At 64.5% G+C, this 22,208-nt stretch carries 25 protein-coding genes; 15 read left to right on the forward strand and 10 right to left on the reverse strand.

Features of this window, described 5'->3' with window-relative positions; genetic code table 11:
* Positions 1-4 precede the first annotated feature (4 nt).
* From metW to CAF78_RS07145, 5 genes are read left to right on the forward strand one after another with little or no spacing between them, the layout of a single operon-like run.
* On the forward strand, positions 5-625 hold the full coding sequence (metW, locus tag CAF78_RS07125; protein ID WP_027920979.1) for a methionine biosynthesis protein MetW: 621 nt from the start codon (positions 5-7) through the stop codon (positions 623-625).
* A gap of 22 nt (positions 626-647) precedes the next feature.
* Positions 648-1,082 (forward strand): DUF4426 domain-containing protein, encoded by a 435-nt coding sequence (locus CAF78_RS07130; RefSeq protein WP_085677932.1) that lies wholly within the window; start codon positions 648-650, stop codon positions 1,080-1,082.
* Positions 1,079-1,675, forward strand: a complete 597-nt coding sequence (gene rdgB, locus CAF78_RS07135) for an RdgB/HAM1 family non-canonical purine NTP pyrophosphatase (RefSeq protein WP_085677931.1) — start codon at positions 1,079-1,081, stop codon at positions 1,673-1,675. The genes CAF78_RS07130 and rdgB overlap by 4 nt, the downstream gene beginning before the upstream one ends.
* Positions 1,672-2,847, forward strand: coding sequence for a radical SAM family heme chaperone HemW (gene hemW / locus CAF78_RS07140; RefSeq protein WP_085677930.1), 1,176 nt, complete (start codon positions 1,672-1,674; stop codon positions 2,845-2,847). The genes rdgB and hemW overlap by 4 nt, the downstream gene beginning before the upstream one ends.
* A gap of 9 nt (positions 2,848-2,856) precedes the next feature.
* Positions 2,857-3,183 (forward strand): DUF3392 family protein, encoded by a 327-nt coding sequence (locus CAF78_RS07145; RefSeq protein WP_027920975.1) that lies wholly within the window; start codon positions 2,857-2,859, stop codon positions 3,181-3,183.
* A 626-nt stretch (positions 3,184-3,809) separates the two neighbouring features.
* Here the strand turns inward: CAF78_RS07145 and trmB are convergent.
* The 4 genes from trmB to CAF78_RS07165 form a co-directional block, all read right to left on the reverse strand.
* Positions 3,810-4,532, reverse strand: coding sequence for a tRNA (guanosine(46)-N7)-methyltransferase TrmB (gene trmB, locus CAF78_RS07150; protein WP_085677929.1), 723 nt, complete (start codon positions 4,530-4,532; stop codon positions 3,810-3,812).
* Positions 4,533-4,541: 9 nt separating this feature from the next.
* Positions 4,542-5,354 (reverse strand): thiazole synthase, encoded by an 813-nt coding sequence (locus tag CAF78_RS07155; RefSeq protein WP_085677928.1) that lies wholly within the window; start codon positions 5,352-5,354, stop codon positions 4,542-4,544.
* 53 nt (positions 5,355-5,407) lie between these two features.
* Positions 5,408-5,608, reverse strand: a complete 201-nt coding sequence (thiS, locus tag CAF78_RS07160; protein ID WP_085677998.1) for a sulfur carrier protein ThiS — start codon at positions 5,606-5,608, stop codon at positions 5,408-5,410.
* A 102-nt stretch (positions 5,609-5,710) separates the two neighbouring features.
* Positions 5,711-6,082, reverse strand: coding sequence for a DUF423 domain-containing protein (locus CAF78_RS07165; protein ID WP_085677927.1), 372 nt, complete (start codon positions 6,080-6,082; stop codon positions 5,711-5,713).
* 64 nt (positions 6,083-6,146) lie between these two features.
* On the opposite strand from CAF78_RS07165, the gene mtgA reads away from it, so the two are divergent.
* On the forward strand, positions 6,147-6,857 hold the full coding sequence (gene mtgA, locus CAF78_RS07170) for a monofunctional biosynthetic peptidoglycan transglycosylase (RefSeq protein WP_085677926.1): 711 nt from the start codon (positions 6,147-6,149) through the stop codon (positions 6,855-6,857).
* 83 nt (positions 6,858-6,940) lie between these two features.
* Here mtgA and rpoH read toward each other — a convergent pair whose 3' ends face one another.
* From rpoH to ftsY, 4 genes are all read right to left on the reverse strand, one after another.
* Positions 6,941-7,795, reverse strand: coding sequence for an RNA polymerase sigma factor RpoH (gene rpoH / locus CAF78_RS07175; RefSeq protein ID WP_079230062.1), 855 nt, complete (start codon positions 7,793-7,795; stop codon positions 6,941-6,943).
* A gap of 111 nt (positions 7,796-7,906) precedes the next feature.
* Entirely contained in the window at positions 7,907-8,935 is a 1,029-nt protein-coding gene (ftsX, locus tag CAF78_RS07180) for a permease-like cell division protein FtsX (RefSeq protein ID WP_085677925.1), read from the reverse strand.
* Positions 8,932-9,603 carry a cell division ATP-binding protein FtsE gene (ftsE, locus tag CAF78_RS07185; RefSeq protein ID WP_012274659.1) on the reverse strand — a complete coding sequence of 224 codons (672 nt, stop codon included), beginning with the start codon at positions 9,601-9,603 and terminating at the stop codon, positions 8,932-8,934. Before ftsE ends, ftsX begins: the two co-directional genes overlap by 4 nt.
* A 2-nt stretch (positions 9,604-9,605) precedes the next feature.
* Positions 9,606-11,129 carry a signal recognition particle-docking protein FtsY gene (ftsY, locus tag CAF78_RS07190; protein WP_085677924.1) on the reverse strand — a complete coding sequence of 508 codons (1,524 nt, stop codon included), beginning with the start codon at positions 11,127-11,129 and terminating at the stop codon, positions 9,606-9,608.
* A gap of 232 nt (positions 11,130-11,361) precedes the next feature.
* On the opposite strand from ftsY, the gene CAF78_RS07200 reads away from it, so the two are divergent.
* The 4 genes from CAF78_RS07200 (at position 11,362) to CAF78_RS07215 (ending at position 16,013) form a co-directional block, all read left to right on the forward strand.
* Entirely contained in the window at positions 11,362-12,717 is a 1,356-nt protein-coding gene (locus CAF78_RS07200; protein WP_085677923.1) for a pitrilysin family protein, read from the forward strand.
* A complete protein-coding gene (locus tag CAF78_RS07205; RefSeq protein ID WP_085677922.1) occupies positions 12,710-14,194 on the forward strand; it encodes a pitrilysin family protein in 1,485 nt (494 codons plus the stop codon). Before CAF78_RS07200 ends, CAF78_RS07205 begins: the two co-directional genes overlap by 8 nt.
* A complete protein-coding gene (gene rsmD, locus CAF78_RS07210) occupies positions 14,194-14,796 on the forward strand; it encodes a 16S rRNA (guanine(966)-N(2))-methyltransferase RsmD (protein WP_085677921.1) in 603 nt (200 codons plus the stop codon). The genes CAF78_RS07205 and rsmD overlap by 1 nt, the downstream gene beginning before the upstream one ends.
* A 224-nt stretch (positions 14,797-15,020) precedes the next feature.
* The gene (locus CAF78_RS07215; RefSeq protein WP_085677920.1) at positions 15,021-16,013 is read left to right on the forward strand and encodes a hydrolase; all 993 of its coding nucleotides are present in this window, start codon (positions 15,021-15,023) and stop codon (positions 16,011-16,013) included.
* Here the strand turns inward: CAF78_RS07215 and CAF78_RS07220 are convergent, their stop codons facing one another.
* Together CAF78_RS07220 and CAF78_RS07225 are read right to left on the reverse strand one after the other, a co-directional pair.
* On the reverse strand, positions 16,014-16,868 hold the full coding sequence (locus CAF78_RS07220; protein WP_085677919.1) for a sulfurtransferase: 855 nt from the start codon (positions 16,866-16,868) through the stop codon (positions 16,014-16,016). It abuts the gene before it with no gap.
* A gap of 34 nt (positions 16,869-16,902) precedes the next feature.
* Positions 16,903-17,568, reverse strand: a complete 666-nt coding sequence (locus CAF78_RS07225; RefSeq protein WP_085677997.1) for a TetR/AcrR family transcriptional regulator — start codon at positions 17,566-17,568, stop codon at positions 16,903-16,905.
* A 151-nt stretch (positions 17,569-17,719) separates the two neighbouring features.
* Here CAF78_RS07225 and CAF78_RS07230 point away from each other — a divergent pair, with 151 nt between their 5' ends.
* The 5 genes from CAF78_RS07230 to CAF78_RS07250 all read left to right on the forward strand — a co-directional run bounded on the left by CAF78_RS07230 (position 17,720) and on the right by CAF78_RS07250 (position 22,202).
* Complete coding sequence (locus CAF78_RS07230; RefSeq protein ID WP_085677918.1) at positions 17,720-19,150, forward strand: coniferyl aldehyde dehydrogenase; 1,431 nt, start codon at positions 17,720-17,722, stop codon at positions 19,148-19,150.
* Positions 19,150-19,635: a twin-arginine translocation pathway signal protein gene (locus CAF78_RS07235; RefSeq protein WP_085677917.1), complete on the forward strand. Its 486-nt coding sequence runs from the start codon at positions 19,150-19,152 to the stop codon at positions 19,633-19,635. Before CAF78_RS07230 ends, CAF78_RS07235 begins: the two co-directional genes overlap by 1 nt.
* A 17-nt stretch (positions 19,636-19,652) precedes the next feature.
* The gene (locus CAF78_RS07240) at positions 19,653-21,251 is read left to right on the forward strand and encodes a GMC family oxidoreductase (RefSeq protein WP_085677916.1); all 1,599 of its coding nucleotides are present in this window, start codon (positions 19,653-19,655) and stop codon (positions 21,249-21,251) included.
* Positions 21,252-21,362: 111 nt separating this feature from the next.
* The gene (gene coaD / locus CAF78_RS07245) at positions 21,363-21,842 is read left to right on the forward strand and encodes a pantetheine-phosphate adenylyltransferase (protein WP_014861498.1); all 480 of its coding nucleotides are present in this window, start codon (positions 21,363-21,365) and stop codon (positions 21,840-21,842) included.
* 108 nt (positions 21,843-21,950) lie between these two features.
* Positions 21,951-22,202, forward strand: a complete 252-nt coding sequence (locus CAF78_RS07250; protein WP_008095804.1) for a YfhL family 4Fe-4S dicluster ferredoxin — start codon at positions 21,951-21,953, stop codon at positions 22,200-22,202.
* Positions 22,203-22,208 lie beyond the last annotated feature (6 nt).

Consider the following 22,208-nt stretch of genomic DNA (forward strand, 5'->3'; position numbering starts at 1 on the left):
CAGCATGAGAGCCGATCTGGAAATCATCCACGAGTGGATTCCCGCCGGCAGCCGGGTACTCGACCTGGGCTGCGGCAATGGCGAGTTGCTGGCTTCGCTGCGTGACCGCAAGCAGGTCACCGGCTATGGCCTGGAGATCGACGCCGACAACATCGCCGCCTGCGTGGCCAAGGGCGTCAACGTCATCGAGCAGGACCTCGACAAGGGCCTGGGCAACTTTGCCAGCAACAGCTTCGACGTGGTGATCATGACCCAGGCCCTGCAGGCCGTGGAATACCCTGACCGCATCCTCGACGAGATGCTGCGGGTGGGGCGCCAGTGCATCATCACCTTCCCCAACTTCGGCCATTGGCGCTGCCGCTGGTACCTGGCCACCAAGGGCCGCATGCCGGTGTCGGACTTCATGCCGTACACCTGGTACAACACGCCGAACATCCACTTCTGCACCTTCGCCGACTTCGAAGAGCTGTGCCATGAGCGCCGTGCCAAGGTCCTTGACCGCCTGGCCGTCGACCACTTGCACCGTAACGGGTGGGGTGGGCGGCTTTGGCCTAATCTTCTAGGTGAAATCGGCATCTATCGCGTCAGCAGCCCGGGCCTGCAGGAGCACCAACTGGCGGTCTGACGCCCACCGGAGGATTCGCACCATGCGTCGCCTAGCCCTGTTCCTGATCAGCCTGTGCCTGGCCCTGCCAGTGATGGCGGCCGATGCCGCCCGCCCCGAGCGCAAGGAGGTCTTCGGCGACGTGACGGTGCACTACAGCGCCTTCACCTCGAGCATGCTGCAACCGGACATCGCCGCTGCCACCGGGCTCACCCGCAGCAAGAACCAAGGCGTGCTCAACATCGCCGTGCTCAAGGCCGACAAGCCGGCCATGGCGGTGGTCAGCGGTACCGTGAAAGACCTGACCGGACGTACCAGCCCGCTGTCGTTCAAGCAGATAACCGACCAGGGCGCGGTGTACTACATCGCCCAGTTCAAGATCGAGCAGGCCGAGACCCTGACCTTCGACCTCAATGTCGAGACCGGCGGAGTCAGCCACCCACTCAGTTTCAACCAGGACGTATTCCCAGGCGAATGATGAATTTCCAGCAACTCGTATTGGCCAGCCACAACGCCGGCAAACTCAAGGAACTGCAGGCCATGCTCGGCCAGTCCGTGCAACTGCGCTCGATCGGTGAATTCAGCCAGGTAGAGCCCGAGGAAACCGGCCTGTCGTTCGTCGAGAACGCCATCCTCAAGGCCCGCAATGCCGCGCGCATCTCCGGCTTGCCGGCGCTGGCCGACGACTCCGGCCTGGCCGTGGACTTCCTCGGCGGCGCGCCGGGCATCTACTCGGCGCGCTATGCCGACGGCAAGGGTGACGCGGCAAACAACGCCAAGCTGCTCGAAGCCCTGAAAGATGTGCCGCAAGAACAACGCGGCGCGCAGTTCGTCTGTGTGCTGGCCCTGGTACGCCACGCCGATGACCCGCTGCCGATCCTTTGCGAAGGCCTGTGGCACGGCAGCATCCTGTTCGAGGCCAGCGGCGAGCATGGCTTTGGCTACGACCCGTTGTTCTGGGTACCAGAGCGCAAGTGCTCGAGCGCCGACCTCGCCCCTGTGGATAAGAACCAGCTCAGCCACCGCGCCCGCGCCATGGCCCTGCTGCGTCAACGTCTGGGCCTGGCATGATCGCAACGCTGTCCGAAGCCGGCGCGGTGGCGCTCACCAGCCTGCCGCCGCTGGCGCTGTACATCCACATCCCGTGGTGTGTGCGCAAATGCCCTTACTGCGATTTCAACTCCCACGCCGCCGGGCCTGAGCTGCCTGAAGAGGCCTACGTCGACGCCCTGTTGACCGACCTCGACCTGGAACTGGCCGCCGTGCAGGGCCGCACCCTGTCGTCGATCTTCTTCGGCGGTGGTACGCCGAGCCTGTTCAGCGCCAATGCCCTGGGGCGCCTGCTGCGCGGCGTGGAGCAGCGCATCCCGTTCGCGTCGGACATCGAGATCACGCTCGAGGCCAACCCGGGTACCTTCGAGCAGGAGAAATTCAAGGCCTACCGGCAGACTGGCATCAACCGCCTGTCGATTGGCGTGCAGAGCTTCCAGCCAGCCAAACTGGAGGCGCTGGGGCGCATCCACAACGGCGACGAAGCGATCCGTGCCGCCGGCATGGCACGCGCTGCGGGCTTCGACAACTTCAACATGGACCTGATGCATGGCCTGCCCGAGCAGTCGCTGGACGACGCCCTGGGCGACCTGCGCCAGGCCATCGACCTGGGACCGACGCACCTGTCGTGGTACCAGCTGACCGTCGAGCCGAACACGGTGTTCTGGAACCAGCCACCGGAACTGCCCGAGGACGATATCCTCTGGGATATCCAGGAAGCGGGCCAGGCGCTGATGGCGGCCAATGGCTTCAAGCAGTATGAAGTTTCGGCCTACGCCCAGCCTGACCGTGCCGCCCGACACAACCTCAACTACTGGCGCTTCGGTGACTTCATCGGTATCGGTGCCGGCGCCCACGGCAAGCTGACGTTTGCCGATGGCCGCATCCTGCGCACGTGGAAGACCCGCCTGCCCAAGGATTACCTGAACCTGGCCAAGCCGTTCAAGGCTGGCGAGAAGCTGCTGCCGGTGGACGAGCTGCCGTTCGAGTTCCTGATGAACGCCCTGCGCCTCACCGATGGCGTGGAAGCCGAACTGTTCACGCAGCGCACCGGGCTGCCCCTGCCACAACTGGCCGAAGCCCGCCGCGCAGCCGAACAAAAGGGCCTTTTGCAGGTCGAACCGGATCGACTGGTGGCCACGCCACGCGGCCAGCTGTTCCTCAATGACCTGCTGCAGTACTTCTTGACCTAAGGATGACCCATGGATCTGGTACTTGATCTGCTCGCCACGGTTTCACGCTGGAGCCGCAGCAATCTGTCGGAGATTTCCCTGGCCCTGGTAGGCTGCCTGCTGGTGCTGTTCGGCACCGATATCAAAGGCTGGGTGGACCAGCGTCTGGGTGCCCTGGCGGGCGCGCTGCGGGTGCCGGTGATGGCTGCCCTGGTGATGATCGGCAGTGGTGCGGCGCTGATCTATGCCACGCCTTGGGTGGTGAAGGGGTTGGGGCAATTCAACAACTACGCGCTGGCGCCAGTGTTGTTGGTGGTGCTGGTGTTGATTGGCGTGGTCGCTGATCGTCGCGGGTGAGCCTGCTAAAAGCTGCCCCGGAGAACCAGGGCAGCCCTACCACCTGACTAGCCCTTATTGGGCATCATCGAAGTGATCGCGCATGAAGTCTCGAACGGTCTTGAGCACAGTCAAGATCCGGATGAGCTTCCAGACGCGGCTCAGCGCATCAAGCAAACGCTTCATATGCCTTGGCCTCCGTGTTGGCGGGCCAATCCTCCAGCATCTAACCGGCGCTTCGATGCCTTCGAAAACCGTGTGACAGCTTTCGGTGAAGTGGCCAGGTCAATGGCCCTTCGAAAAATTCACCGGCACGGTTCTCAGGCCGCGTCGAAGGGGCCGGAAAAGCAGAATTCTTCGCCTACCCGGCCCATCACCGAAATTATCCACACTGGAGCAGCGCGATGATACTTGGAATACGCGGTCGAAACTGTTAACCACTCCGACACACTTGATGCTGAATATGTCTCATCATTGACCCATCGTCTCAGGCTGCCTATGATCCTCTGACCGTGTGGCGGCTTTCGGCCCCGGAGCGGAGGATACTCAGTCCTGTCGCTCCCATAAAAAAACCGCTCTTCTCAGAGCGGTTTTTTTTCGCCTGCATTTCTACAGGCCTCAGTATATCGAAAGGCTCAATCCGCCAATCAATCCACCTTCTCGAACTTCAAGTCCCACACCCCATGCCCCAGCCGCTCGCCGCGGCGCTCGAACTTGGTGATCGGGCGCTCTTCCGGGCGCGGCACGTAGGTACCGTCTTCAGCGCGGTTGCGATAGCCCGGGGCGGCGCTCATCACTTCCAGCATGTACTCGGCGTACGGCTCCCAGTCGGTTGCCATGTGGAACACGCCACCGGGCTTGAGCTTGCGACGCACCAGCTCGGCGAATTCCAGCTGGACGATGCGGCGCTTGTGGTGACGCGCCTTGTGCCAAGGGTCAGGGAAGAACAGCATCAGGCGATCGAGGCTGTTGTCGGCCACGCAGCGGTTGAGCACTTCAATCGCATCGCAGTCATACACCCGCAGGTTCTTCAGTCCCTGGGTCAGTACGCCGTTGAGCAGCGCACCAACACCCGGACGGTGCACTTCGACACCAATGAAGTCCTGTTCAGGCGCGGCAGCGGCCATTTCCAGCAGGGAATGGCCCATGCCGAAGCCGATCTCCAGCGTACGCGGCGCCGAACGGCCGAACACCTGGTCGTAGTCCACCGGGCTGTCGGCCAGCGGCAGGATGAACTGCGGGCCGCCCTGGTCAAGGCCGCGTTGCTGGCCTTCGGTCATGCGCCCGGCGCGCATCACGAAGCTCTTAATGCGGCGGTGTGGGCGCTGGTCGCCGTCGGCGGTGATCGGCGTATCTTGCGAGTCAGTCATCAGGGGCTCTTACTTGATCAGACCATCCAGCGGCGAAGAGGCGCTGGCGTAAAGTTTTTTCGGCATGCGGCCGGCCAGGTAGGCCATGCGGCCGGCGAGGATAGCGTGCTTCATGGCTTCGGCCATCAGCACCGGCTGCTGGGCATGGGCGATGGCCGAGTTCATCAGCACGGCTTCACAGCCCATTTCCATGGCGATGGTGGCATCGGAGGCGGTACCCACACCGGCATCGACCAGTACCGGCACCTTCGACTCTTCGAGGATGATCTGCAGGTTGTACGGGTTGCAGATGCCCAGGCCAGTGCCGATCAGGCCAGCCAACGGCATCACCGCGATGCAGCCGGCTTCGGCCAGCTGGCGGGCGATGATCGGGTCGTCGCTGGTGTAGACCATCACGTCGAAACCGTCCTTGACCAGCACTTCGGCGGCCTTGAGGGTTTCGATCACGTTGGGGAACAGGGTTTTCTGGTCGGCCAGCACTTCCAGCTTCACCAGCGTGCGCGACTCGTGGGACTTGTGGCCATCGAGCAGCTCACGGGCCAGGCGGCAGGTACGAACCGCCTCGACAGCGTCAAAGCAACCTGCCGTGTTTGGCAGGATGGTGTACTTGTCGGGCGACAGCACGTCGAGCAGGTTCGGCTCGCCCGCATTCTGGCCCAGGTTGGTCCGGCGCACGGCCACGGTGACGATCTCGGCACCCGAGGCTTCGGTTGCCAGGCGGGTTTCGTCCATGTCACGGTATTTGCCGGTGCCGACCAGCAGGCGCGACTGGAACGTGCGCCCGGCCAGGATGAAGGGCTTGTCGCTGCGAACGTTGCTCATCGATGTTCCTCTGAAAAGGTTACAGGGCTATCAGGTGAATCGCCGGAGAATGCTCAACCGCCACCGATGGCGTGGACCACTTCGACCTGGTCGCCTTCGTTAAGCTGGGTGCTGTCGTGCTGGCTGCGCGGCACGATATCCAGGTTGAGTTCCACCGCCACCCGGCGCCCGGTCAGTTCCAGGCGGGCCAGCAGGGCCGCGACGCTTTCGCCAGCGGGCAATTCGTAAGGTTCACCGTTCAGTTGAATGCGCATGCGCACGGCCACCATTGTTCTTTGGGGCCCGCATTCTAGCGCCGATCCACGCACGAACCCAAGGGCGCTGCACGCCATTAGTCGCGATAGTGGACAGTTTGGTCAGCCCAGCCGCCAGGCAGCCAGGCCCAGGCACAGCCAACCGGCGAGGAAGCACAGGCCGCCGATGGGGGTGATCATGCCCAGCTTGCCCAGGCCGCTGAGGGTCAGCAGGTACAGGCTACCGGAGAACAGCACGATCCCCAGGGCGAACAGACCGCCGGCCCAGCCCACCAGGCGCCCCGGCAGGTGCGCCGAAAGCACGGCGACACCGAAGATCGCCAGGGCATGCACCAGCTGATAGGTCACCCCGGTATGGAAAATGGCCAGGTAATCGGCCGTCAGGCGGTTCTTCAGCCCATGTGCGGCGAACGCGCCCAAGGCGACGCCGGTAAAGCCGAAAAAGGCGGCGAGCATGAGGAAGCTGCGAAGCATGGGACGACTCCTTGTATCGGGTCTGTATAATGGCCCGTTCCACCGGTCCGGCCAAGCCATCGTCATGCTGTCATCCATTCTCCGCCGCCTCGCCCGCGCCCTGCTCTGGTTCGCTGCCGGCAGCATTGTGCTGGTACTGGTGTTTCGCTGGGTGCCACCGCCGGGCACGGCCTTGATGCTCGAACGCAAGGTGCAATCGTGGGTGAGTGGCGAACCGATCGACCTGCAACGCGACTGGGAACCGTGGGAAAACATCTCCGACGAGCTCAAGGTGGCGGTCATCGCCGGTGAAGACCAGAAGTTCGCCAGCCATTGGGGCTTCGACATTCCGGCCATCCAGGCGGCACTGGCGTACAACGAGCGCGGTGGCAGCATTCGTGGCGCCAGCACCCTCACCCAGCAGGTGGCCAAGAACCTGTTCCTGTGGTCGGGCCGCAGTTGGTTCCGCAAGGGGCTGGAAGCCTGGTTCACCGCACTGATCGAGCTGTTCTGGTCGAAGGAGCGGATTCTCGAGGTCTACCTGAACAGTGCCGAATGGGGCAAAGGCGTGTTCGGTGCCCAGGCTGCGGCGCGTTATCACTTCGGCGTCGATGCCAGCCGACTGACCCGCCAGCAGGCCGCACAACTGGCGGCGGTGCTGCCGAGCCCGATCAAGTGGAGTGCCAGCCGGCCAAGTGCCTATGTGGCGAGCCGGGCGGGCTGGATTCGCCGGCAGATGAGCCAGTTGGGCGGGCCGAGCTACCTGATGCAGCTGGATGCTTCGCGTCGGCCATGAGCGGGTTGGCCAGTAGAGCCAACGCAAATAAAAAAGCCGCTGCCCCTTAAAGGGCAGCGGCTTTTTAGTGCAGCCAGGCTCGATCAGATGGTGATCAGCGCCTTGACCTTGTTCATCGCATTCTTCTCCAGCTGGCGAATCCGCTCAGCCGACACGCTGTACTTGTCAGCCAGCTCATGCAACGTGGCCTTTTCTTCCGCCAACCAGCGCTGGTAGAGAATGTCGCGACTACGGTCATCCAGGCCTTGCAGCGCTTCGTGCAGGTTGCTGGTGGAGTTGTCGCTCCAGTCGGCATCCTCCAGCTGCACCGCCGGGTCGTAGCGGTGGTCTTCCAGATAATGCGCAGGCGACTGGAAGGCGCTGTCGTCATCGGCTTCGGCTGCCGGGTCGAAGGCCATGTCCTGGCCACTCAGGCGGCTTTCCATCTCGCGCACTTCACGTGGCTCGACGCCCAGGCTTTCTGCCACGCGATGCACTTCGTCGTTGTTCAGCCAGGCCAGACGCTTCTTCTGGCTGCGCAGGTTGAAGAACAGCTTGCGCTGGGCCTTGGTGGTCGCCACCTTGACGATGCGCCAGTTGCGCAGGATGAATTCGTGGATCTCTGCCTTGATCCAGTGCACGGCGAAGGACACCAGGCGCACGCCCATTTCCGGGTTGAAGCGCTTGACTGCCTTCATCAGGCCGACGTTGCCTTCCTGGATCAGGTCAGCCTGGGCCAGCCCGTAGCCTGCATAGCTACGCGCGATATGCACAACGAAACGCAGGTGGGCCATCACCATTTGCCGAGCGGCCTCGAGATCCTGCTCGTAGTAGAGACGCTCGGCCAGATCACGCTCCTGCTCGACAGACAACAGCGGGATGCTGTTGACCGTGTGCACGTAGGCTTCCAGGTTTGCACCAGGAACCAGGGCATAGGCAGGTTGCAACGATGTGGTCATTCAAGAACCTCCGACTTACAAAACTCGCGCCTTGTGAGCGCTGTCAACATTGACCCGGAACGACCGTACAAGTTCCATCGTGAAGAAAATGTCAATGCTGGCACGTAAAAACTATCGCGGCGCCAGCTCGTTCAAATGGCGGGCGACGGCGATCCATGCACCGATATACCCCAACAGCACCGCTCCGATCAAGAGCGACAGACCATCGGAAGCGGGTACCCCGCCCAGGGCGAAGTCACTGCCATACAGCCCGGACAGCCCTACCACGGCCTCGTTCAGCCAGTTCAGGCCGAACGCCAGGATGGCCCAGGCCAGCACGCCCGCACCCAGGCCGTACAAGGCGCCCATGTACAGGAAAGGCCGGCGTACGTAGCTGTCGGTGCCGCCAACCAGCTTGATCACTTCGATCTCGATGCGGCGGTTTTCAATATGTAGACGAATTGTGTTACCGATTACTAACAGCAGCGCAGAAATCAGCATCACTGCCAAGCCGAAGACAAACCGGTCGCCCAGTTTGAGGATCGCCGCCAGGCGCTCCACCCATACCAGGTCCAACTGCGCGTTTTCCACCCTTGGCAGTTCCGCCAGGCGCTGACGCAGGGCTTCCAGAGCCGGCTTGTCGACTTCGGTCGGGGTCACCACCACGACACCGGGCAACGGGTTGTCGGGCAGTTCGCGCAGGGCTTCGCCCAGCCCGGACTGCTGCTGGAATTCTTCCAGGGCCTGCCCGGGGCTTACGTACTGGGCGTCGGCGACGCCCGGCATGCGCCTGATGTCGTCGCGCAGGGCTTCACCCTGCTGGCTACCCGCATCGAGCTTGAGGTACAGCGAAATCTGCGCAGCGCGCTGCCAGGAGCCACCCAGCACCTCGATGTTCTTCAACAGCAGCGACAGGCCCATCGGCATGCTCAAGGCCACGGCCATCACCAGGCAGGTGAAGAAGCTGCCGATCGGCTGCTTGCCCAGGCGCCGCAGGCTGTCGGCCAGGCTGGCACGATGGCTTTCCAGCCAGGCGTGCAGCAGAGTGCGAAAATCCGGGCCGTCGTCGTCATGATCGCCGCCCTTCTTCTTGGCCGGCTGCGGGTCGGCGGCCTTGGGCGCAACGCGCTCGGATACCTTGGGTGTACGTGTAGTGCTCATTGCCCGGCCTCCCCATCGCCGATCAGACGGCCGCGCTGCAGGGTCAGCATGCGGTGGCGCATGCGCGCAATCAGTGCCAGGTCGTGACTGGCGATCAGAACCGTGGTGCCCAGGCGGTTGATGTCCTCGAACACGCCCATGATCTCTGCAGCCAGGCGCGGGTCAAGGTTACCGGTGGGTTCGTCCGCCAGCAGCAAGGCCGGCTGGTGGACGATGGCGCGGGCGATACCGACCCGCTGCTGCTGGCCCGTGGACAGGTCGGCCGGGAACAGCTCGCCCTTGTCGGACAGCGAAACGCGCTCAAGCGCCGAATCCACACGCTTGGCGATCTCGGCCTTGGACAAGCCGAGAATCTGCAGCGGCAGCGCGATGTTGTTGAACACCGTGCGGTCGAACAGCAGCTGGTGGTTCTGGAACACCACGCCGATCTGCCGACGCAGGAACGGGATCTGCGCATTGCTGATCTGGCCCAGGTCCTGCCCGGCCAGCATCAGCTTGCCGCTGGTCGGGCGTTCCATGGCCAGCAGCAGGCGCAGCAAGGTGCTCTTGCCGGCGCCCGAGTGGCCGGTGACGAACAGGAACTCGCCCCGGCGCGCCCGGAAACTCAGCTCATGCAAGCCGACATGGCCATTAGGGTAGCGCTTGGCAACCTGTTCGAATCGGATCATGGTCAGTCTCGCTCGGCGAACAGAGCCTTGACGAACGGCTCGGCTTCGAAGGTGCGCAGGTCGTCGATGCCTTCACCGACACCGATGAAGCGGATCGGGATGTTGAACTGCTTGGCCAGGGCGAAGATCACCCCGCCCTTGGCGGTGCCGTCCAGCTTGGTCAGGGCCAGGCCGGTCAGTTCGACGCTCTGGTTGAAGTACTTGGCCTGGCTGATGGCGTTCTGCCCGGTACCGGCGTCGAGCACCAGCAGCACCTCGTGCGGCGCTTCGGCGTCGAGCTTGCCGATCACCCGGCGGACCTTTTTCAGCTCTTCCATCAGGTTGTCTTTGGTGTGCAGGCGGCCGGCGGTGTCGGCGATCAGCACATCCACACCGCGGGCCTTGGCAGCCTGCACGGCGTCGAAGATCACCGAGGCGGAATCGGCGCCGGTGTGCTGGGCGATCACCGGGATCTGGTTACGCTCGCCCCACACCTGCAACTGCTCGACGGCGGCGGCGCGGAAGGTATCACCGGCAGCCAGCATGACTTTCTTGCCTTCCAGCTGCAGTTTCTTGGCCAGTTTGCCGATGGTGGTGGTCTTGCCGGCACCGTTCACGCCGACCACCAGAATCACGTAGGGCTTGTTCTGCGCCTCGACCTTGAGCGGCTGCTCGACCGGGCGCAGGAGTGCGGCCAGCTCTTCCTGCAGCGACTTGTACAGCGCGTCGGCGTCCGCCAGCTGCTTGCGGGCGACCTTCTGGGTCAGGTTCTGGACGATGGCCGAGGTGGCTTCGACGCCGACGTCGGCGGTCAGCAGGCGGGTTTCGATCTCGTCGAGCAGGTCGTCATCGATGACCTTCTTGCCCAGGAACAGGCTGGCCATGCCTTCGCCGATGCTGGCACTGGTCTTCGACAGGCCCTGCTTGAGGCGGGCGAAGAAACCCGGCTTGGACTGCTCGGTGGCCACCGGCGCAGCAACCACGGGGGCTGGTTCAGTGGTTACAGGGGCAGGGGCCACGACGGGGGCCACTACCACCGGCTCCGGCGCGGGACGTTCCGGAATCACCGGCGGCGCCTTGGGCTCCAGGTCCGGCACCAGTGCCACAGGCTCTTCAGCGACCGGAAGCACCAGGTTGCTGACAGGGGCAGGCTCGACCACCGGGGCAGCCGCTACCGGCGCTGCTTGCAGCGGCATGGAGGCGACGGGTTCAGGCGCCGGTGCGACCAACGGCTCAGAGGCAATCGGCTCAGGCTCGGGCGCTTGCAATGGCTGGGAAGCGACCGGTTCTGGCACAGGTGCTTCGAGCACCGGGGCCACCGGCTCGACTGGCTCGACCGGCGCAGGCTGCTGCGCATCGACAAGCGGCTGCGGGGCAGCAGACTGCGGCGCTACCGGCTCGGCTGGCTGCACCTCGGGCGCTTGTGGCTCAGGCGTTTGAGGCTGTTCGGCGACAGGTTGCTGCGGCTTCTTGCGAAACCAGCTGAACAGGCCTTTTTTCTCGCCAGCCTCAGCCGGCGCTTTTTTGTCGTCGTTGGAACCAAACATGGAAGACGGCTATCTCAGGGTAGCGATGGGCCAGCAGCTGGCGCATCGGGAATTCTCTAAACGCAGAACAGACTATTTTGAATCCGACTGGTTCATGCGCAATGTTTTGTCTTAATGAGCCTGCGGGCCAGAACGGCGACAGGCATGGTCGCCAGGCAACCGGATCAGTATCCTAGCACCTCCTGGCCCGCCGACGCTAAACCAGCGGGCCGCCGAACAGGTTAATCACCGTATGAATGCTCTAGCCCGCCGCGCCGCTGGCCTGCTGCTCAGCACGCTCTGCCTGCCGCTCGCGGCTTTCGCCGCCGACGTGCAACCCACCCACGAATTCATCCTCGACAACGGCCTGAAAGTCGTCGTGCGCGAAGACCATCGCGCCCCGGTGGTGGTGTCGCAGATCTGGTACAAGGTCGGCTCCAGCTACGAGACCCCGGGCCAGACCGGCTTGTCCCATGCCCTGGAGCACATGATGTTCAAGGGCAGCGCCAAGATCGGCCCCGGCGAGGCCTCGCGCATCCTGCGTGACCTCGGCGCGGAAGAAAACGCCTTCACCAGCGACGACTACACCGCCTATTACCAGGTGCTGGCCCGCGACCGCCTGCCGGTGGCCCTCGAACTGGAAGCCGACCGCCTGGCCAGCCTGCGCCTGCCTGCCGACGAGTTCGCCCGCGAAATCGAGGTGATCAAGGAAGAACGCCGCCTGCGTACCGATGACCAGCCAAGCTCCAAGGCCTTCGAGCTGTTCCGCGCCATGGCCTTCCCGGCCAGCGGCTACCACACCCCGACCATCGGCTGGATGGCCGACCTCGAGCGCATGAAGGTCGAGGAACTGCGCCACTGGTACGAATCCTGGTACGCACCGAACAACGCCACCCTGGTGGTGGTTGGCGATGTCACCGCCGATGAAGTGAAAGGTCTGGCGCAGAAGTACTTCGGCAGCATTCCCAAGCGCGCCGTGCCGCCGGCCAAGCTGCCGCTGGAGCTCGCCGAGCCTGGCCAGCGCCTGCTGACGCTGCACGTGCGCACCCAGTTGCCAAGCCTGATCTATGGCTTCAACGTCCCGAGCCTGGCAACCGCCAAGGATCCGCGCAACGTGCACGCCCTGCGGCTGATCTCGGCCTTGCTCGACGGCGGCTACAGCGCACGCATGCCGGCACGCCTGGAGCGTGGCCAGGAGCTGGTGGCCGGCGCCTCGTCCAGCTACAACGCCTTTACCCGTGGCGACAGCCTGTTCCTGATCTCGGCCACGCCGAACGTGCAGAAGCAGAAAACCCTGGCCGACGTCGAGAAAGGCGTCTGGCAGCTGCTCGATGAACTCAAGACCACTCCGCCCAGCGCCGAAGAACTGGAGCGCGTGCGTGCCCAGGTGATCGCCGGCCTGGTCTACGACCGCGACTCCATCAGCAGCCAGGCCACCACCATTGGCCAGCTGGAGACGGTCGGCCTGTCCTGGAAGCTGATCGACAGCGAGCTGGACGAACTCAAGCGCGTTACCCCGCAAGACGTGCAGAACGCTGCGCGCACCTATTTCACCCGCGAACGCCTGAGCGTTGCCCACGTACTGCCCGAGGAGTCCGCTCATGAGTGATCGCAGCGCACCGCGCTATACCCTGATCGGCACAGGCATCATCGCGCTGGTGGTGGCCGTGGCCGCCGTGCTCGCCCGCCCTGCCCACTCCGAAGCCGAAAGCAGCGCCGCACGCCCGGCCAACACCCTGCAGTCGCTGGCCGAGCTGGACGGCAAGGCACCCAGCCGGCGCCAGCTGAACATCCAGCACTGGACCACCGCCGAAGGCGCCCGAGTGCTGTTCGTCGAAGCCCGCGAACTGCCGATGTTCGACCTGCGCGTGACCTTCGCTGCGGGCAGCAGCCAGGACGGCAACACGCCCGGCCTGGCTACCCTGACCAACGCCATGCTCAACGAGGGCGTGGCTGGCAAGGATGTGACCGCCATCGCCGAAGGCTTCGAAGGCCTTGGCGCCGATTTCGGCAATGGGTCCTACCGCGACATGGCCGTGGCCTCGCTGCGCAGCCTGAGCGCCAAGGACAAGCGCGAGCCGGCGCTCAAGCTGTTCGCCGAAGTGGCCGGCAAGCCGACCTTCCCCGAAGATGCCCTGAAACGCATCAAGAACCAGCTGCTGGCCGGCTTCGAATATGAGAAGCAGAACCCTGGCAAGATCGCCGGCAAGGCCCTGTTCAGCAAGCTCTACGGCGACCACCCCTACGCCCAGCCAAGCGATGGCAGTGCCGAGAGCGTGCCGGGCATCACCCTTGAGCAACTGCGTGCGTTCCACAGCAAGGCCTATGCCGCTGGCAACGCGGTGATCGCCCTGGTGGGCGACCTCAGCCGCGAGGAAGCCGAGGCCGTTGCCGCCCAGGTGTCCGCCGCCCTGCCCAAAGGCCCGGCGCTGGCCAAACCGGCCCAGCCGGTCGAGCCCAAGGCCGGCGTCACCCATATCGACTTCCCGAGCAAGCAGACTCACCTGATGCTGGCCGAGCTCGGTATCGACCGCCAGGACCCGGACTGGCCGGCCCTGTCGCTGGGCAACCAGATCCTCGGCGGTGGCGCATTCGGCACCCGCCTGATGAGCGAAGTCCGCGAGAAGCGCGGCCTGACCTACGGCGTGTACTCGGTGTTCAGCCCGATGCAGGTGCGTGGCCCGTTCATGATCAACCTGCAGACCCGTGCCGAACTCAGCGAAGGGACCCTCAAGCTGGTACAGGACATCCTCGCCGACTACCTCAAGATCGGCCCGACCCAGCAAGAGCTGGACGATGCCAAGCGCGAACTGGCCGGCAGCTTCCCGCTGTCCAATGCCAGCAACGCCAGCATCGTCGGCCAACTCGGCGCCATTGGTTTCTACAACCTGCCCCTGACCTGGCTGGAAGACTTCATGCAGCAGTCCCAGGCGCTGACCGTCGAACAGGTCAAGGCAGCGATGAACAAGCACCTGGCAGCCGATAAACTTGTGGTCGTCACCGTTGGCCCGAAAGTGCCACAGCAGCCACTGCCGGCCCCCACTGACAAACCGTCCGAGCAACCGCTCGGCGTACCGGAGCACTAATGCCTAGATCCACCCCTCCCGCCCGCCCGCAGCAGGGCCAAAGCAAGGGCCAGGGTCACCTGCGCATCATCGCCGGCGAGTGGCGCAGCCGCCGCCTGGCGGTACCGGAAGGCGAAGGCCTGCGCCCAACCCCTGACCGCGTGCGCGAAACCGTGTTCAACTGGCTGGCGCCCTACATCGAAGGTGCCCAGGTGCTCGATGCCTTTACCGGCAGCGGCGCCCTGGTGCTGGAGGCACTGTCCCGTGGCGCCGAGAATGCCGTGGCGCTGGACAGCAACCCGGCGGCCATCGCCAACCTGAAGAACAACCTCGAGATCCTGCGCTGCCCGCGCGGGCAAATCTTGCAGACCGACGCCCTGCGCTACCTGCAGAACCCGGCCAAGCAGCAGTTCGACGTGGTGTTCCTCGACCCGCCGTTCCATCAGGACTTGCTGGCCAACACCTGCAACCTGCTGGAACAGAACCAGTGGCTGCGCGAACAGGCGTGGATCTACACCGAAAGCGAGGCCGCCCCCTCGACGCTGCCGATGCCCGGCAACTGGCGCCTGCACCGCGAGAAGAAGACCGGCCAGGTGCACTATGCGCTCTGGCAACGGGGCTGATCCCGCAAGCCGTATCACGATACAGCTAACCCGCTGCCAGCAGGGTTGAAGATGCTCCCACGATCTTGCTGGAGCACTTCAACCATCTCGACCTAAGCTACAACGTAGAGGTCAGTCTCGGCCCAAGCGTCGAACAGCAACCTCTGCCAGCCCCCGACCAATAGCGCAGGTACAGCGGCGGGGTTGCGTGGCACTCTACGCAGGCACATCACGAGTCGCCCAGCATGCCCAGTCTCACCGCCACGTTCCGCCCGGCCATCGGCCTGTCCAACCCCCACCTGCAAACCCTGTGGGGGCCACTGTGGCGCAAGCTGCCGGAGCTGGAACGAAACCGCGAACGCCTGTGGCTGGCCGATGGCGATTTTCTCGACCTCGACTGGCATGGTCCGCACAGCCCGGAGGCGCCACTGGTGCTGGTGCTGCATGGCCTGACCGGCTCGTCCCATTCACCCTACGTCAAAGGCTTGCAACAGTCGCTGCAGGCCCGCGGCTGGGCCAGCGTGGCGGTGAACTGGCGCGGCTGTTCCGGCGAGCCGAACCTGCTGCCGCGCAGTTACCACTCCGGCGCCAGCGAAGACCTCGCCGAGGTGGTCGCCCACCTGCACGCCCAGCGCCCGTTGGCTCCGTTGTATGCCGTCGGCTACTCGCTGGGCGGCAATGTGCTGCTCAAGTACCTGGGGGAAAGGGGCTCTGCCAGCCAGCTGCAAGCCGCCGTGGCTGTTTCGGTACCGTTTCGCCTGGATCAGTGCGCCGACCGCATCGGCCAGGGCTTTTCCAAGGTGTATCAGGCGCATTTCATGCGCGAGATGATGGCCTATGTGCAGGTGAAACAACGGCACTTCCGCGACCGCGGGCACCACGAGGGCCTGGCCGCGCTCGACCGGCTGGGGCCTTTGGGAAGGTTGAAGACGTTCTGGGATTTCGACGGCAAGGTCACCGCGCCGCTCAACGGTTTCAACGATGCCCACGATTACTATCGCCGCTCATCGAGCCGGTTTTATCTGGGGGAGAACCGCACGCCGACGCTGATCATCCATGCCACCGATGACCCGTTCGTGTTCGGCCACAGCCTGCCCACGGCCAGTGAACTGGCGCCGCAAACACAGTTCGAGCTGCATGAGCGGGGTGGGCATGTCGGGTTTGTCGACGGCAGCCTGAGGAATCCGGGCTATTACCTGGAGCGGCGGATTCCGCAGTGGCTTGTCGACGGTCAGTGATTACTCGCCAGTCGCCACGCCATGCTTGGGATCATTGATCCATTCACTCCACGACCCGGCGTACAACTTGCCCAACGGATACCCCGCCAGCGCCAGGGCAAACAGGTTGTGGCAGGCCGTCACCCCTGACCCGCAGTAGGCCACCAGTTGCTCTGGCGAGCGCCCTGCCAGCTTCTCGGCGAAACGCTGCTTGAGCTGCTCCGGCGCCAGGAAGCGCCCATCGGCACCGAGGTTTTCGTTGAAGGCCGCGCACTGGGCGCCCGGAATGTGCCCGGCGACAGGGTCGATCGGCTCCACCTCACCCCGAAAGCGCGGCAACGCACGGGCATCGATCAGGGTCAGGTCGGGGCTGCCAAGGCGCTTGGCCAGGTGCTCGGCGTCGATCAGCAGTTTGGCATCTGGCTCACCGCTGAACGTCCCCTCGCGCTTGGTTGGCGCATCCAGGCTCAGCGGCAGATGCGCCGCATGCCAGGCCTTGAGGCCACCATCGAGGATCGCCACGTCGCTGCGCTTGCCCAGCCAGGCCAGCAACCACCAGGCCCGGGCGGCAAAAGCGCCGGGGCCATCGTCGTACAGCACCACTTCGCTGTCGTCGTCCAGGCCCCACTCGCGCAGGCGCTCGACCAGCCGGTGCGGGTCCGGCAACGGGTGTCGGCCGGTGCGGCCCTTGCTGACCGGCCCGCTCAAGTCACGCTCCAGGTCGGCAAAGTGCGCGCCGGCGATATGCCCCTCGGCATAGCTGCGTTGGCCGTAATCCACATCCTCCAGGGCAAAACGACAATCCAGGATCACCAGTTTGGGCGAGTCCAGGCGCTCGGCCAGCTGTTGCGGGGTGATCAATTGCGCAAGGGGCATGACAATCTCCTGATCGATGGCACGAAGGCCCTGGCTACTGTTCCAGGGCCTGATTGAACGGAACGTGGAATTCCTGGCACAGGGCGTCCACGGCGCTGCGCGCGTCAAGGGTGACGAAACCGAGTTCCAGCACCAGCACCTGATAGACGCCACGCTTGAAGGCTTCTTCACCCAGGTGCGCAGAATGTTCCCGCGTTGTACTGAGAAAGCGTACCCACGAGGTCAGCACGATCCAGGCATTGATGGTCAGCGATTCGATCTGCGCAGCTTCCATGGCCAGGATCCCGGCATCGACGAAGCCACGGTAGATCGCCTGGCCCTGGCGCAGGCAGCGCTCGGAAAAGCGCCGGTAGCGGGCGGCCAGCTCGGGGTCGCTTTCCAGCAGGTGTTCCAGGTCACGGTGCAGGAAGCGGTAGTTCCACATCGCCGCGAGCAGCGCCTTGAGGTAGAAACGCTTGTCTTCGACCGTGGCCCTGCGGCCCTGCGGCGGGCGCAGGAAGCTGTCCACCAGCTCTTCGTACTGGCTGAACAACAGGGCGATGATCGCCTGCTTGTTGGGGAAGTGGTAGTACAGGTTGCCGGGCGAGATTTCCATGTGCGCGGCAATGTGGTTGGTACTGACGCTGCGTTCGCCCTGCTGGTTGAACAGCTCCAGGCTGTTCTGCACGATGCGCTCTCGGGTCTTCATGCGCGGGGCCATGCTCAGCTCCCAGTCTGCGGGCTTTCGGTAATGGGCCATCATACGGTCATTCATGCCGCTGATGCACCGTTTGCGCCGGTGAAAAAAGTCGCACCATGGTACGAATTAGAGTATAGGCTCTAGAGACTTCGAGCCCCGACGGGAGACCACCGTGACCTCGCCCATCGCCTTGCCTCCTGTGCATTCCGACACCGACCTGGAAGCGACGTTCGCCGCCCAGCGCCTGGCCTTTGCCGGCAACCCCATGCCGCCAGCGGCACAGCGCCGGCAGTGGCTGAAAAGCCTGCGCGAGGCCCTGCTGGGCGACCAGCAGGCACTGATCGAAGCCATCGATGCCGACTTCAGTGGCCGCAGTACCGACGAAACGCTGTTGGCCGAGCTGCTGCCTACGGTGCAAGGCATTCGCCATGCCGAGCGCCACCTGCAGCGCTGGATGCGCCCGGCCCGACGCGCCGTGGGCCTGGCCTTCCAGCCGGCCAGCGCCCGCGTGCTGTACCAGCCGCTGGGCGTGGTGGGCATCATCGTGCCGTGGAACTACCCGCTGTTTCTCGCCATCGGCCCGCTGACCGGTGCCCTGGCCGCCGGCAACCGGGTCATGCTCAAGCTGAGCGAAGCCACACCAGCCAGCGGTGCAGCCCTCAAGGCACTCCTCGAGCGCGTGTTCCCCGAGGACCTGGTCAGCGTGGTACTGGGCGAGGTCGATGTCGGCCAGGCGTTCGCCCGCCTGCCCTTCGACCACCTGCTGTTCACCGGCGCTACCAGCATCGGCCGCGAGGTCATGCTGGCCGCCGCACAAAACCTCACCCCGGTGACCCTGGAACTGGGCGGCAAGTCGCCCGCCATCGTCTCGGCCAGCGTACCGCTGGACACCGCCGCCGAGCGCATCGCCTTCGGCAAGACCCTCAACGCCGGCCAGACCTGCGTCGCCCCCGACTACGTGCTGGTGCCACGTGAGCGCCTGAACGACTTCGCCGAGGCCTACCGCAGCGTCGTCAGGCGCATGTACCCCCGCATCGCCGACAACCCCGACTACAGCGCCATCATCAACCCACGGCAGTTGCAGCGCCTGCAGCACCTGCTGGACGACGCCCGCGGCAAGGGCGCCCAGGTGCTCGACCTGTACGCCGACGAGCCGCGCCAGGGCCGACGCCTGCCGCCGCACCTGCTGACCCGGGTCAACGACAGCATGCGGGTGATGCAGGACGAGATCTTCGGCCCGCTACTGCCGCTGGTGCCATACGACCACCTCGACGATGCCCTGGCCTACATCAACCAGCGCCCTCGCCCACTGGCGCTGTACTACTTTGGCTACGACCGTGGCGAGCAGCAGCACGTGCTGCAGCACAGCCACTCCGGTGGCGTGTGCCTGAACGACACCCTGCTGCACGTGGCCCAGGACGACTTGCCGTTCGGCGGCGTCGGCCCCTCCGGCATGGGCCACTATCATGGCCGCGAAGGCTTCCAGACCTTCAGCAAGGCCAAGGCGGTGCTGGCCAAGCAGCGCCTGAACGCCGCGCGGCTGATCTACCCGCCCTATGGCAAGGCCTTGCAGCGGCTGGTCTACAAGCTGTTCATCCGCTGATGCAGCGCCGTGACCTGTTGCGCTTCAGCCTGGGCGCCAGCCTTTTCCTGAGCACCGCCAGCCTGGTCGGCTGCAACGCGCAAACGCCTGCTGCCGGTTACCAGATGCTGCGCGACGATGACCTGCCCGCCCTGCTTGCGCTGATTCCGGTGGTGCTCGCGGGCACCGCAGCGAGTGACGAACGGGTGCTGCAAAGCCTCGACCAAACGCTGGCAGCGCTATCGCCAGAAATGCTCAAGCTCACCCGGCAGTTGTTCGATGTACTCAACCTGCCGCTGACTCGCGGCCCGCTCACCGGAATCTGGGGCGCCTGGGAGCAGGCCAGCGGCGCCCAGGTCACGGCATTTCTACAACGCTGGCAGGACAGCTCGCTGAATTTGCTGCGCATGGGCCATGCCTCGCTGTTGCAACTGCTGCAAATGGCCTGGTACGAGTGCCCGGAAGCCTGGGCCGCCTGCGGCTACCCCGGCCCACCCAAGATCTGACAACAAGAGCATCCTCAATGCCTGTAACCGACCCGTTTCGCCAAGGCCTCGAACGTGGCTGGATCACTTATGACGGCTCACGCCTGCAGCAGGACCTGACGCTGGAAGCCGACATCGCCGTGATCGGCAGTGGTGCCGGCGGCGCCACCAGCGCACAGATGCTCAGCGCGGCCGGCCACAAGGTGCTGCTGATCGAGGAAGGCCCGTTGAAGACGAGCAGCGACTTCCATCTGCTGGAAAACGAGGCCTACGCGAGCCTCTATCAGGAAGGCCTGGGGCGCATGAGCAAGGATGGCGCCATCACCATTCTGCAAGGCCGCGCCGTGGGTGGAACCACCCTGATCAACTGGACTTCGAGCTTTCGCACACCGCCGCAGACCCTGGCGCACTGGGCCACGGTGCATGGCGTCAGCGGGCTGGGGGAAGCACAGTTGCAGCCCTGGTTCGAGCGTATCGAGCAGGATCTGGGTATCACGCCCTGGGCAATGCCTGCGAACGCCAACAACGACGTACTGCGGCGCGGCTGCGAACAACTCGGCTACCGCTGGGCAGTGATCCCGCGCAATGTGCGCGGTTGCTGGAACCTCGGCTACTGCGGCATGGGCTGCCCGGTCAATGCCAAGCAGTCGATGCTGGTCACGCGCATACCGGCGACCCTGGAAAAAGGCGGTGAGCTGCTCTATCTCGCGCGCGCCGAACGCTTCGAGCACAACGGCGAGCGGATTTCCCGGCTGCAGTGCCAGGCCCTGGACGCGCAGGGGATCCACCCCACTGGCCGGCAGATCAGTGTGCGCGCCCGCCATTACATCGTGGCTGGCGGCGGTATCAACAGCCCGGCCCTGCTGCTGCGCTCCAAGGCCCCCGACCCGCACGGACGGCTGGGCAAACGGACCTTCCTGCACCTGGTCAACTTCAGCGCTGCGCGCTTCGACGAACGTATCGACCCGTTCTACGGTGCTCCGCAATCGATCTACAGCGACCACTTCCAGTGGCAGGACGGCGTCGATGGGCCGGTGGGCTACAAGCTGGAGGTGCCGCCCTTGCACCCGGCCCTGGCCAGTACCCTGCTAGGTGGCCAGGGCAGCGAAAACGCCAAGCGCATGGCCGAGCTCCCTCACACCCACGTGATGCTGGCGTTGCTGCGCGACGGTTTTCACCCCGAAAGCACGGGGGGCACGGTAGAGTTGCGCGGGGACGGTTCGCCAGTGCTGGATTATCCGGTCACCGACTACCTGAGGGACGGCCTGCGCCGCGCCTTCCACAGCATGGCGCAGATCCAGTTCGCGGCGGGCGCCGCGCAGGTCACTCCGGTGCACAGTGACGCCAGCGCCACAGCCAGCCTGGGCGAGGCCCGGCGCATGATCGACGCCTTGCGCCTGGAGCCGTTTCGCACCCGGCTGGGGAGCGCCCATGTCATGGGGGGCTGCGCAATGGGTGACGACCCGCGCCAGGCGGTATGCGACAGCCTCGGTCGTCACCATCAACTGGCAAACCTGTCGGTACATGACGGTTCGCTGTTCCCCACCAGCATCGGCGCCAACCCACAGCTGTCGGTCTATGCCATCAGCGCCATGCTCACCGACGCCTTGGCCGCCCGCCTGGCACAGAGTGCATGACAACAAATACACGCCCTGTCTATAGTGCCATCAGCCGGCCGCATGACTTGGCCGGGCGCAATCGCTGCGCTACCATCCGACTCCCCAACGCACTCCAGCCAGGATGACGCGATGAACCGAGTGTTGTACCCGGGTACTTTCGACCCCATTACCAAAGGCCATGGCGACCTGGTCGAGCGCGCTTCGCGCCTGTTCGACCACGTGATCATCGCGGTGGCGGCCAGCCCGAAGAAAAACCCCCTGTTCCCGCTGGAGCAACGGGTCGAGCTTGCCCGTGAGGTCACCAAGCACCTGCCCAATGTCGAAGTCATCGGCTTCTCCTCGCTGCTGGCGCACTTCGCCAAGGAACAAGGTGCGAACGTGTTCCTGCGCGGCTTGCGCGCGGTGTCGGACTTCGAATACGAGTTCCAGCTGGCGAACATGAACCGGCAACTGGCGCCCGACGTCGAGAGCCTGTTCCTCACGCCATCGGAACGCTATTCGTTCATTTCTTCGACGCTGGTGCGGGAAATAGCCGCATTGGGCGGAGATATCAGCAAATTCGTCCACCCTGTGGTGGCCGAGGCGCTGACCGAACGCTTCAAGAAGTGACCTTGCACGCCTGATCATCGCGCCCGCGTGCACTGCGGGCGCGAATGCGGCACAATTGTGCCCAAAGCGTTGAACATGCCCGGGCGATGCGCCCCGGCCGGAGTCCCCATGTCCCTGATCATCACCGACGATTGCATCAACTGCGACGTCTGCGAACCCGAGTGCCCGAACGAGGCCATCTCCCAAGGCGAAGAGATCTACGTGATCGACCCGAACCTGTGCACCCAGTGCGTCGGTCACTATGACGAACCGCAGTGCCAGCAGGTCTGCCCGGTCGACTGCATCCCGCTGGATGAAGCGCACCCGGAAACCGAAGACGAGCTGATGGCCAAGTACCGCCGGATCACCGGCAAGGCCTGATCGCAG

The sequence above is a fragment of the Pseudomonas sp. R28(2017) genome (assembly GCF_002112505.1).
GTDB lineage: Bacteria > Pseudomonadota > Gammaproteobacteria > Pseudomonadales > Pseudomonadaceae > Aquipseudomonas.